This window comes from Microvirga aerophila (assembly GCF_003332305.1).
Taxonomy (GTDB): domain Bacteria; phylum Pseudomonadota; class Alphaproteobacteria; order Rhizobiales; family Beijerinckiaceae; genus Microvirga; species Microvirga aerophila.
The window spans coordinates 23,693-37,216 of sequence record NZ_QOIO01000056.1 but is presented as its reverse complement, the minus strand read 5'-3'; the positions used below and the strand labels follow the sequence as shown (position 1 = coordinate 37,216).

Annotated in this window: 4 protein-coding genes; 2 read left to right on the top strand and 2 right to left on the bottom strand. The window is 60.8% G+C overall.

Features of this window, described 5'->3' with window-relative positions; genetic code table 11:
• A partial coding sequence (locus tag DRB19_RS23730; protein ID WP_162815829.1) for a transposase occupies positions 1-256 on the bottom strand: 256 nt, incomplete at its 3' end.
• Positions 257-1,007: 751 nt separating this feature from the next.
• Between DRB19_RS23730 and DRB19_RS23725 the strand changes: the two genes are divergently transcribed.
• Positions 1,008-11,768: a tandem-95 repeat protein gene (locus DRB19_RS23725; protein WP_147022018.1), complete on the top strand. Its 10,761-nt coding sequence runs from the start codon at positions 1,008-1,010 to the stop codon at positions 11,766-11,768.
• 281 nt (positions 11,769-12,049) lie between these two features.
• On the opposite strand, the gene DRB19_RS23720 is transcribed toward DRB19_RS23725, so the two are convergent.
• A complete protein-coding gene (locus tag DRB19_RS23720; RefSeq protein ID WP_114188492.1) occupies positions 12,050-12,613 on the bottom strand; it encodes an NADPH-dependent FMN reductase in 564 nt (187 codons plus the stop codon).
• A gap of 403 nt (positions 12,614-13,016) precedes the next feature.
• Between DRB19_RS23720 and DRB19_RS23715 the strand changes: the two genes are divergently transcribed.
• Positions 13,017-13,436 (top strand): DUF5602 domain-containing protein, encoded by a 420-nt coding sequence (locus DRB19_RS23715; protein WP_114188491.1) that lies wholly within the window; start codon positions 13,017-13,019, stop codon positions 13,434-13,436.
• Positions 13,437-13,524: the final 88 nt, after the last annotated feature.

The following is a 13,524-nucleotide window of genomic DNA, read 5'->3' as shown; positions in this document are numbered from 1 at the left end:
CCTTGAGGATCTGCTTCTCCAGCGAGAGGTCGGCGACAAGCCGGCGCAGACGGGCATTCTCCCGCTCCAGATCCTTCAGGCGCTTGGCTTGCTCGATCTGAAGCCCGCCATACTCTTTGCGCCAGCGGAAGTAGCTCTGCTCCGATATCGCGGCCTCCTTACAGGCAAGCGCGATGCTCTTGCCTTGCGCGAGCTGCACCTCGATCTGGCGCACCTTGGCGATGATCTGCTCCGAACTGAACCTCTTCTTCGGCATGAGTGTCTCCTTGGTTCCAGGTCAATCCTCTCAATCAACTTGGTCCAATTCCACCCAGTCAGGTCACCTGCCCGCAACGCCGCCGAACGGGCCGCCGCAGGCGCTGCCCCGGCTGACCTGCATCGGACGACGCAAGGGACCAGCGCAAAGGCGCACGCCCTGTTTGAGTGGACGTCACGCATCGACGATGGAGCAGGCCGTGGATGTCAGCCAGCGACCTCAACCTCGACGGCGCAGATCTTCTTGACGTCCGGGACCGACACGGGCGTCGGCTCGCATGATGATGTACGGCACCCGCCATTCCGCCAGACGCAGCGGCAACACGAATCATAGCTAAGCTTATCCTTAATATACTTATCAAAATGTTCCCATATAGGATGAAATTGTCAGCAAAAAACTCCTGTTAAGCCTGCAATGACAAGAATAGTTATGCTTCATGCGAGGCTTATTCTCTCGAAATAAGAGCATTTGACGATATTAGTACCTCCACAGGGCCACAGATACCACCGTAGAGTAATTGCCCCGAATTGTACAAACTGGCATTAGGCCAGCATAGGCTCATCACCCCGACCAGACGTTCGACAGTTATCCCATTTCAGGGATGAGTCGTCACGCATGTCGCAAGGGTAAACACGCGAGAGCCAAGGGGCGTTACCTCGTATACCACTGAAGTATACGTTTATTCTTGTTCATCAAGACCGGCTTCTACTGTGCGCGGCCTGCGATTACGCATGGCCCGAGGGAACTCTTCATGGCCACCATCGACCTTCGCCGACTGGACTCGAACCGCGTCGGCACTGCGACCGTTACCAATGGCAGCGACATCACCTGGGGCGAAATTCTCACGGCCTTCGGCTCCGGCCAGCCCCTCGAGAAGGTCCTGCGCGACCTGTACGACCAGGGCCTCGTCAAGTTCACCTTCACGGACGGCACGGTGGCGCGGGACGCCAGCGGCAACGCCTACCGCAGCCTCTCCCTCAACACCTACACAGCCGCCCAGAAGGGCAAAGTCGTCAGCGGGATCGAGGTCGAGGGCAGTAGCGGCAAGGACACGATCTACGGGACCGACAAGGCCGAGGTGATCCGGGCGGGCAGCGGCGACGACCTCGTGGTTGGCGGCGGCGCCGCGGACATGCAGACCGGCGGACGCGGCAAGGACACCTTCGCTTTCAAGGCCGCGAGCGATTCAGAGACAAGCAGGTTCGACACCATCACTGACTTCAAGGCTAGTGAGGGCGACAAGATCGACCTCTCGGCGCTGGGCCAGATCACCTGGGGTGGACAGAAGGCACTGGGCGGGGGCGCAGCGTCAGCTTGGTACACCACCAGCGGCTCAACGGCCTCCCTCTGGGTCGACACCAACGGTGACGGCAGCGCCGACATGCGCATCGATCTCAAGGGCGTCACCAGCATCGCCCAGACTGACCTGATCGGCGTTTTGAAGCCCTCAACCCCGCCTTCTCCGACCCCGGTGGCAACGGCCAACCCGGACACCGCCTCCGTCACCGAAGACGCCCAGAGCGCTCTGGTGTCCGGCAACGTCCTCACGAATGATGCCGCTGGCCTCAAGCTCACGACAATCAACGGCAAGACGCTCTCGACGCTCTTCAAAGCGGCAACGGTCACGGGGAAACATGGCACGCTCGCCATCGGCCAAGACGGCAAGTGGGCCTACACCCTGAACAACAGGGATGCCGCCGTGCAGGCGCTCGGCGTCGACGGGACGCTGGCCGAAACTTTCACCTACGTCGCCACCGGGAAAGATGGAAAGAGTGTCACCTCCACCCTGACGGTAACCATCAAGGGCAGCAACGACGGCCCAGTGCCCGTGAAGGACGCCGTCGAGACCGACGATGCGACCGCGATCGACATCGTGGTCCTGCAAAACGACACCGACAAGGATTCGACTGACAAGCTCACGGTCACCTCGGCGAGCATCACCAATGGTCTGGGCTCAGTGTCCATCAACGCTGACGGCTCCATTCACTACGATAGCGCCGGCAAGTACGACAGCCTCGCCCCCGGTCAGACGGCGCAAGTGGTGATCACCTACAAGATCTCGGACGGCCATGGCGGCACCGCAACATCCACGGCGACGGTGACCGTCACGGGCAAGGCCAACGGCGGGATCCAGACCGTAGCTGATCCGATCGATCTCGGTAAGGTCGAGGGAACAGACCAGGCGGACACGGTGGTCTACAGCGGCAGCAGCTCGGTCGGCTCGGCAGCCCAGCCCTTCGTCCTTCCGGACGCGATCGAGAACTTCAAGGTGGAAGGCAGCGGCTCGCTCAACATCAAGGGCAATGCCCTGAACAATACCTTCGGCCTCGGCACGGCCAAGGAGGACAACGTCGATCTGTCGGCAGGCGGAGCCGACACCGTGACCGGCAAGGCCGAAGAGCTAGACGGCGCCAACATCACGGGCTTCGGCACCGATGACCGTGTCGTGGTCGAGGGCGCCTCGACAGTGAAGATCATGGATGTCACGGCAGGATCGGCAATCCTCCACCTCGACACGGACGGGAATGGGCTTGTCGACACCACGATCAGGCTTGAAGGCGACGGACTCGATGGATCGAAGCTGAAGCCCAACGACTTCACGATTGCCTCCGGGGATGGCAGCAGCACCATCAAGTTCGCGCCGACCAATGTCGCCCCGACGGCCCAAGACGGCACCGGGTCCGCGGCCGAGGATACCTCCATCAGCAGGAAGGTCACCGCCACCGATGCGGATAAAGACGCCCTGACCTACAGCATCGTAGATGCTCCGGCGGCGAACAAGGGCTCGCTCGACTTCAAGTCGGACGGCACATACACCTTCACACCGGCCGCGGACTTCGCCGGTACGGTGACCTTCACCTACAGGGCGAACGATGGAGCAGTGAACTCTAATATCGCTACCGTGACCCTTGAGATCAGCCCGGTCAATGACGCGCCGACAGCGGCGCCCGTCGCAGTCGAGGGCGCAGAAGAACAAGTGATCAGCGGCAAGGTGGTCGGCTCGGATCGGGACGGAGATAGCCTCAACTATAAGCTTTCGGCCAGCGGCGCGCCGGAGAACGGAACCGTGACGGTGAACTCCGACGGTTCCTTCTCTTACCAGGGTAAGGACAACTTCCATGGGGACGACGCCTTCACGGTCGAAGTATCGGACGGCAAGGGCGGCACCACAACCGCTCAGGTCGCTGTCACTGTGGCCTCCGCGAGCGACGCTCCGGTGGCACAGAAAGGCACAAATTCCGGCGTCGAAGACACGGTCATCACCGGCAAGGTGACGGCCACGGACGCGGACGGTGACACGCTGACCTATGCTGTCCATGGCGACGCGCCGGCAGGTCTGTTCTTCAACCTGGATGGCACCTACACGTTTACGCCAGCACAAGACTTCCACGGCGAGGTGACATTTGAATTTGTTGCCAGCGATGGCATCCACAACAGCGCGCCGCAGACCGTAACGATCACCGTTGCGCCTGCCAACGAGGCACCGGTGGCGAAGGACGGCTCGGGCAATGGCAATGAGGACACCACCATCAGCGGGTCTGTCTCCGCTACGGACGGGGATGAGGATGCCCTGACCTATAGCGTGGTGGATGCCCCGGAAGCGGCCCAAGGGACGCTTGTGTTCAATGAGGACGGCACCTACACCTTCACGCCCGCCAGGGATTTTAACGGCACGGCGACCTTTACCTACAGGGCGAGCGACGGGACGAACGACTCGAACGTCGCCACCGTGACGCTGACCGTCAACCCTGTAGACGATACGCCGCCCGTCGCGTCCATTACCAGCGGGACGGCTTCGGAAGCGGATGGCGAGATCATCATCCCGGTCGCGCTGAGCTACGCGTCCAATCAGGACGTGAGGCTGACCTACGAAGTGTCCACTCCTGACAAGGTGATCACCTTCGCCAACACGACCGAAGGTAATCTTCCCGCCGCCTACGAGGGCGTCCGGTGGACCGGAATCTTCGCGAGTGGCGATGACAAAGCCGTTGTGGCTACAACGGGTGGCGGTCAGTTCCAGTCTCTGGATCCGAATGGTTTCGCTATCTCCAGCCTGACCGTCTCCTCGGACGATCTGAACCAGTTGGGCGGGCAGCAGATCGTCACGATCCAGGCCATCAAGGGCGGCGCTGTGGTTGCCACGAAGGAAGTGACGCTCACCAATGGTACAGCGTCCACTCCTGTGAACTTCGGTCCGGAATTCTCCGGCATCGACGCCATTCACATTGACGGGGCTGCTGACAGATTTGGCAACGATATGCCGGTCAAGATCGACAACGTCGTGCTTGCCGGATCCAAGCCCACAACAGGCACGATCACGATTGCTGCCGGGCAGACGACCGGTTCGATCAAGATTCCAGTCGTCAATGACAAGGTGTTCGAAACTGGCGAGACCATCACTGTTCGCTTGATCGGCGTTGACGGGGCGACCCTCGGTGAGAATTTCGAGGCGGTCGGCACAATCACGAACGATGATGCTGCACCTCTTCCGATGATCACGTTCACCAAGATCGTGGCCGGTGACATCCACGAAGGCACATGGCCTGTGGAATTCGAGGTCACGCGCGATTCCCGCCTCGATGAGGAACTGACAGTCAATTTGGAAAGCGATCTCTTTGGAGATCAGACTGTCACCTTCGCTCCCGGAGAAACCAGCCAGTTGGTTTTCTTCAATACGGCCGATGATGAGGTCGGCCAGCCGACCCGGACTTACGAAATCAAGCTCGGACAGAGCCCGAACTATGTTCCCGGCGCGACAACCAGCATCAGCGGCAACTACCTCGACAACGATGGCGGTCCGGTGGTCAACACGCCTCCCGTCGCGTCGTCCCAGATCACGTATATCAACGAAGTGGATTTCACCACTTACGGCGGCACCTACTCCCTCGCAGCCTATGGGGATGATGCCCAAGGGGACAAGCTGACCTTGAAGCTCGTTGGTAACCAGCCTGAGAACGGCACGATCACCTTCGATCCGGACCTGAGACCGGGGGCTTTGATGTTTACGCCCAACCCCGGCTTCCTGGCCACCTTGGACAAAGGAGAAACCTACCAGTTCACCTACCAGTTCACGGTAAGCGACGGCGAGTTCGAGAGTGCGCCTCAGACCGGCACGGTCATGGTGTTCGGTGACGGCCTGCCTGTTGGAGCGCTTCCTACGGTGAGCGTCAGTGCGACAGACGTGACCGAGGGTGGCGCGATCACCTACACGTTCACCCGCAATGGAAGCACGGCTGCTCCGCTGAATGTGGCGTATACCCTGGGCGGTACCGCCACGTCCGGATCCGACTACACCGCGCCCGTGTCCTCCGTGACGTTTGCGGCAGGGTCCTCGACAGCCGCCGTGACCGTTCGGACCACGAACGATACAGCCGTTGAAAGCGCTGAAACCGTCTCTCTGACGCTGGCTGAGAGTGTTAATTACACGATCGGCCAGGGCACCGCGACGAGCACCATTGCGGACAACGACACCGCAGCCCAGGCCCTTCCGACCATCTCAGTCACTGATGTTTCGATCTCTGAGGGCGGCAATCTGAACTTCAAGTTCCCGATGTCTGCCGCATCGGCGGAGAGGCTGACCGTCGCCTACGAGATCGTTTTTGGGACGGCTACTACGGACGATATTTCGTTTGCGCAGACTGGCACTTTTATCATCGCTGCTGGGCAGGCCAACCGTGGGCTCAACGTCCTCACGATCGAGGATGCGCTTCCCGAGGGCGACGAGACGGTCACGTTCCGGATCACGAGTGTGACCACGGATAGCGGTGCGCCCGGCGCGACGATCGTGGACGGCGAAGGAGTCGGCATGATCACTAACGACGATGGCCCAGTCGTCCCTACGCCCGCCCTGCCGACGCTGTCCATCTCCGACGCAACGGTTGCCGAAGGGGATGCAGCCACCTTTACGGTGACTCTGTCGGCTCCGTCCGCCACCCCGGTCACGGTTACTTGGGGGACACTACATCAAACCACCAGCGCCGATGATCTCCCGCCGGCTGGCGGCACGCTAATCTTCGAGCCGGGGCAGACCAGCCAGACGATCACCGTCCCGACCACCGAGGATACGACGGTGGAAGGGACGGAGGAGTTCCATGTGGTCCTCTCCGCGCCCAGTGGCGCAACCCTTGCGAAGGCAACGGGTGCCGGCACCATCACCAACGACGATCAGGCGCAGGGACCGGCTAGTGAGCCCGGGATCATCATCCAACAGACCGGGGGCTCCACTCAGGTGGAGGAAGGCGGCGCGACTGATACGTTCACGATCGCTCTTGCGAACGCACCCACGGCTGACGTGACCGTCATGGTTTCGGGTGATTACTTCCAAGTGGCTTCGAACCCCGACGACCCCTACGGCGAGGTTTATCTCACCTTCACGAAGGATAACTGGAACGTCCCGCAGACGGTGACGGTCACGGCGCTTGACGATGCAGACCCTGAACAAACTGGGACCGGCAGCCTCTACATCTCCACCCTCGGAAGCGCTGACCCGCGTTACAACAACTTCTATCCAAACAACGGCCTCGTTTCTGTGTCCGTGACCGATAACGACAACGGCAACACAGGCAACACGGCTCCTTCCGCCCTCGATGTGGCAACGGACACCTACGACACCGATCTCAGCCTCGATGTCGCGGGCTTCGGCTATGACACGGAGACGGGAGACAGTGTAACCTACGAGATCCTCACCCAGCCTGCGGAAGGCGCGGTTACCGTTCTGACTGACGGGAAGTTCCACTTCGAGGGCAACGCCGAGTTTCTGGCTGCGCTCAAGCGTGGGGAGATCAAGCCAGTCACCTTCCAGTATCAGGTGAGCGACGGGGAGCTGACATCTGAGCCCGCGACGATCACAATCAACGTGCATGGGACGAACCCTGGCGACGAGACGATCCAGGCGTTCACCCGGACCACCTTCAGCCAGACGGACTTTTTCCCCCTCGACGGCAAGGACGGCAATGACACCGTCGTCTTCGATTCGGTCACGCTCACGTCGGGGACCGGCCTCGAGATCTCGCTTGGCCAGACGATTAAGTGGACGGAGTACGCTGGCAAGCCGATTGTGAACATCGAGAACATCACCATCAAGAATACGACCGGGAACCTCGCTCGTACGATGACGGTCGGCGGTGATGATCAGGCCAATGTGATCACCATCGAAAACACGAACCACAAGCTTTCGATCCTTGGGCGTGGCGGCAACGACACCATCAACTTCAAGGGCATTGGCAACGGCCTGACCTCAGTCATCAACGGCGGTGCGGGCGATGATACCGTAAACGCCTACAGCGCCGTCATCGTCAATGTCGCTGACGGCAATGACACGGTGAACGTGTTCAACGGCAGCAATGTCACCGTCCAGAACTTCACCGCGGGCGACAAGGTCAACTTCGGGGCTGGCATCCAGGCCAGCAACGTGTCGGCCGCCGTGGCGGGAGGGAACACGGTCTTCACGATCAACCAAGGGGGTGTGACGAGCACCGTCACGGTGCAAGGCGCGACCAACCTGGTGGCCGGTACGGACTGGACGGCCGGAGGCGTCGCCGAGCCTCCTCCGCCTGCACCAGCAGTGATCAACGCCGAGTCGGCCTCGTCCGAAGTCACCGAAGGCGGGATCGCGACGTTCACGTTTTCCCGCACGGGCGACCTGAGCCAGCCGCTTACGGTCGCCATCGATACCAGCTTCAGCTCGGCCGTTCCGGGCCAGGACTTTACTGCCCCGGCGACGATCACCTTCGCGGCGGGCTCGGACACGGCCACCCTCGAGATCCAGACCCTCACGGATGCCGCGACTGAGGGCCCTGCCACCATCGAGGTGCGGATCGCGCCGGCCGCTGGCTATACGGTCGGCACCGCAGATAGCATCGCCACCGATCTCATCGACAGTCAGGGCACCGATCCTGAGCCAGTTCGTCCGTCGCTGTCCATTGACGACGTGACTGTGAAGGAGAGCGCAGGCACCGCGACCTTCACTGTGACGCTCTCGGCGGCGGCTGCGGCAGCGGTGTCCGTGGATTATGCCCTGGCCGGCGGCCCAGCCGGATTGATCTCGCCTGCGTCCGGCACGCTCACCTTCGAGCCGGGTCAAACAACCAAGACCATCGAGGTCCCCATCTCCGACAACGGGACCGTCGCGACCGGCCCTCAGAAGTTCGTCGTGAACCTGTCTAATGTGTCTGCCAACGCGACGCTCGCTGACCTCATGGGCGAGGGCACCATTATCGAAGACGACCTGCCCACCGAGATGCCGGCGCTCACCATTGCGACGACCACTGGTCTTGATGAGAATGGCACGATCTCGTGGAATGCCATTCCGGGCGCCGCGAGCTATGTGCTGATCGGAATCGAGCCGGACGAGCCTAACTTCCCTCCTCACACTCTCGGTTTTGCGGTCGCGCCGAACACCTCGTTCGCCATGAACGGCAATGACGAGTTCACCGGCATGGTCGTCACCGTCGAGGCTCGCGATGCTAACGGCAATGTGCTTGCCCGCTCGGAAAACCAGACGGACCTGATCGCGAACGTCAACGACGTTCCGACTGGTCGCCCGGTGATCAGCGACAACACGCCCGAAGTGGGCCAGCTGCTGACGATCTCCATCGGCGACCTCGCGGACGGTGACGGCATGCGCACGGATCGGCCGGATGAGTACGGCTACATTTGGGAGCAGTCGCTCGATGGCAGCACTTGGGCCCTGGTCAGCACAACCGACTCCTACCAAGTGACGGAGGTCGACATCGGCTACTTCATCCGAGGTGCTGCGCGCTACACGGATCGCGGCGACCTGTTGGAGACGGGTTACTCACTGACCACCGCGAAAGTTAACGATCCCAACCCGAACACGCCTCCCGTGGCCTTTGATGACGCGGCCGAGACCCCGGTGGGTGAGGCCATCGCCATCGAGGTGCTCTCGAACGACTTCGACTTCGAGGGTGACGCCAAGACCATCGAGTCGCATGGGCAGGGCCGGAACGGGACGGTCACGGTTCAGGACGGTAAGCTCGTGTACACGCCGAACGCCAACTTCGTGGGCATCGACACATTCGAGTACACCGTGAATGGTGGTGACACCGCAAAGGTGACGGTGACGGTCAAGCAGAAGGCGGAGCCCCTCACCCTTCTCACGGTGGATAACGTCGACGAGAAGAGCACCCTGTCGTGGACGGCTGTCCCGGGCGCGGTGTCCTACGTCTTTATCGGATTGGAGCCGGACGATCCCGGAGCGCCACCGCATGAGCTTGGGTTCGCGCTCGCGCCAGCGACCTCATTCAGCATCAACGGCGATGACGAATTCGTTGGCATGGCGATCCACATTGAGGCCCGCGATGCGAATGGCGCCGTGATCACCCGGTCGGTGAACGAAACCTTCGCGATCGCAAACATCAACGACATCCCGACCGGGAATCTGTCGGTCGATGATATGACTCCGGCTGTGGGCCAGACGCTGACGCTCGGCATAGGTACATTCGAGGATGGCGACGGCTACCGGGACCGCGGTCGTGCCGAGGAGTTCGAGTGGGCGTGGGAGCGCTCCCTGGATGGCGCAACCTGGACCACCATCACAGCTGGACCATCCCCGTCCGCCCAATCCTATACAGTCACGCAGGCCGATAATGGTTATTTTCTGCGCGGCAGGGCGATCTACGAAGATCGTGCTGGCGATACTATCGAGACGGTCTACTCGCTAACCACAGGCCGCGTTGGCGCAATTGATACGGGTGGCGGTGGCGGTGACGGCAGCGACGGTGAAGGAGGCGGCAACGATGGCGAGATCGTATTCGGCAGCTTGGTCGTCACCAACGGCGACACTGCGACCGAACTTGGTGCAGACGGTTCGCTCACTATCAAACTGTCTGAACGTCCGGCTGCTAACGTCACCGTGACCCTCTCTGGCGACAATCAGGTCACGGCGCTGGGTCCGAATGGCTCTGCGGAGCTGGTCTTCACGCCTGTCAATTGGGACATCCCGCAGACCGTGAAGGTGATCGCCAACGAGGACGGGGTGGAGGAAGGTCCGCACACGGGCGATGTCTGGTTCGATACGACCAGCCCAGACCAGCGTTTCGACGGTCTCGTTCAATTGCAAACTGTGAACGTCACCGACAGTGCTCCTGAACCGGACCCGATTCCCGACGTGACCGTGGCCTATCTCGGCCGCGTCGATGTCACCGAAGGTAGTGAGATCACCTTCACCTTCCATCGCTCGGAGGGAACCAAGGATCTCGCCATCCTTTGGGAGCGCACGGGTATCATTGATGAAGCCGACATTGCTGCCATTAAGTGGAACGGTGTGGAAGGCGGCTTTGCGGGCTTCAGGGGCTTTGCGCAGACGGCGACGTTGACCATCGTTCTGCGTGACGACACCAACGTAGAAGAGATGGAAAGCGTCGGCGTAAAAGTCCTACCAAGCGAACTGTACCTCTGGTCCGATCCCTTTGAGGCGTCCACCAATGTTCTCGACAACGACGAGGCACCGGTCAACACCAAGCCGGTGGTCGAGAGCAAGACGGTTGTCCTTACCGAGGATCAGATGACGGCGCAGATCAAGCCGCTGATCACGGATGGGGATGGCAATCCGACCACCATCAAGGTCGTCGGCACGCTGCCGACTTACGTGACCCTCGATGAGGCGAACCGGAGCTTCCACTTCAACGGCGAGGCATCAGCGTTCGATCGCCTAAACGACGGTGATAAGGAGACGATTACGTTCGAGTATGTTGCGAATGATGGGACCGAGGATTCCGATCCTGGCCTTATCACGATCACCATCAATGGGATTACCGATCAGGCAGCTCCTCAGCGGGACGTTGAGACCGCGCCCGGCACCGATCCGTACAGCTACGACCTGGGCAACGGCGGCCCTGCAGGGCAGCGGACGGCCAATAACGACATCCTCAACGATGGTGCAGGCCTCTCCTCTACCATCCCGGGGTTTGGTGGCAACGACACGATCTATGGTCGCGACGGGAACGATAACCTTGTTGGTGGAAACGGCAACGACACCATCTACGGCGGCTCCGGGGACGACCAGATCAACGGTGACGGCGGTGGTACCGACGCTAGAAATGTCGGGACCCCTGGGGATGATTTGCTATACGGTGGGGACGGAAACGACACCATCAACGGTCAGGACGGCAATGACATCATCGTCGGCGGGCATGGTGCAGACGACCTGACGGGTGGCAACGGTGACGACACGTTCGTCTACCTCAGCATCTTTGATCGGGGTGACACCGTCACCATGCAGGGACAACTGGCGGCAAACGATGTGTTCGACTTCCGCGAGTTCGACTTCGGTCCCAATGATGCGGGACGTCAGGGTCCGGCCGGTGGCTTCCAGTTATTCAACCAAGCCCCGGTTCCCGGTCAGATGGTGGAGGATGCGTTCTATTATGACGCGTCCAACGGCAAGCTGAGCATCAACACCGGGCAGGATGGTGTCGAGGACTTCTCCATCACGGTCAGGACGGCTCAGGCCTTCCTGCAACGGCTCAACAACGACGACTTCCTGATCTAAGCACGAAAGCCCCGGAGCGATCCGGGGCTTTCCCTTTGATGGCTTGAGGGGGAAGAGACAGTGGGATGCCGTCAGTTCCGTTAGGGCTGGAACTCTAACCTGTTACGTTGGTCGTTTATGGCTCTCGGGGACACCTGGGCTCACCGGCCTTGCATAGCGCTACCCGGTTGCCGCCCCAGAACGCCAGGGTCTTGTCCGACCAGATCATGCGGCCGGCTGCGATACGGCCAGCCTGCAGTCGGGTTCCGCCAGGGCCAGGATGGGTTTGATCAGAAGCCAGATCAGGCCCGCGGCGATGACCTAACGAAGGCGACAAAACCCTCAAGGAAGCTTCGAAGCTGCTCCTCGACCTTTTGGTCCGTGAGGTTTCCGTCCTGGCCGAAAACCGTCTGGGCGCGAGACACCAGCAGACGTTTCTCAGACCACAGGATTGCTCCCAATGTATGCAAGACAGGCAGCCATGCGTTTTGTGACAGGATCGTCCCAAAGCCGCCCTGGGAGGCCCCGATCACGGCTACAGGCTTTCCGCCGAAGACCCGCTTGATGTCAGCCGGAGGCCGTGAAAGCCAATCAACCGCGTTCTTGAAAACGCCCGGGATCGAGTTGTTGTACTCCGGCGTCACCAGAAGCAACCCATCCGCTGCGGAGATAGCGTCCTTGAGCGCCGAGACCTGGTCCGGGATGCCTTCGGCGGTCTCCAAGTCCCCGTCGTAGAGAGGGATGCCACGGATTGAGCCAACGGCAAGCTCTGACCCATCCGGCATCAAGCCCGAGGCCGTCTGTAGAAGTGCGGAGTTGAACGAGCCCCGACGCAGGCTTCCAGATAGTCCAATCAGTCTTGTCACGAGAACCTCATCGGTCGGTGAGATCTAACAATAACTCTGATTCTGGGTGATCGCACTTCGAACGGCCAAGCCTATCATACTGCACTTTCGAACGGGGCTAACCATCTGTTAATGACTCTCTGTCCGAAGTGGTCTCGTCATGGACGAGGCGACTTGCTGCTCAAAGTTCTGCGTCGGGTCAAAGGTCAAGGAGCCCCCCTTCCCTTCAAGAACCTCCGTTTAGACTGATCAATCAGACAAAAGCGGTGCTTCCGAGTAGAGCCATAAGCCGCCCTTGGTTTGCAGGTGTGGCAGCGATTCCAGGCCAGTACGATTGTTCGGATCCGGGAACCATCCGGAACAGCTCACATCCAATGGAGAAGCGCGGACGAGAAACAGGTCCGACGTGTTACAGGAGGATGCCATGAGGACTGCTTTCGCCACACTCGCCCTGGTTGCCGCCTTCAGTCTTCCGGCCATAGCTGCCGATCAGGTCGAGAAGGCTCCGCCCGCAGGCGCCTATAAAAAGGTCAGCGAACTTGTGAAGCTGCCCGATTTCCTGCCGGGTCTCGGTCAGCTCTATGTCGATCCCAAGACCCTGCCGGCCGGCCCGTTCCTGGCCTACGACCGTGACGGGCGGCTTGTCAGCACGGTCTACATGCTTCCCATCGACGACCTCGCCAACAAGGCCAAGCGCTTCGACGATCTTACTGCGCCCGGTGGCAAGGTTGATCATGTGGACGTCTACTTCAATGCAGGTCATCCGGGGGTCGAAAAGCCCCATGCGCATGTCGTCCTGTGGCATGTCCCAAAGGCCGATGAGACCCGGGTGGCGGCGAAGTGACACCAACGCGCCGCCACATCCTGCGGACCGGCGGAGCTCTCCTCGCCGGTCTGGCATAGCCCCGGCCCCCGCTGGCCAGTGCGCCGGT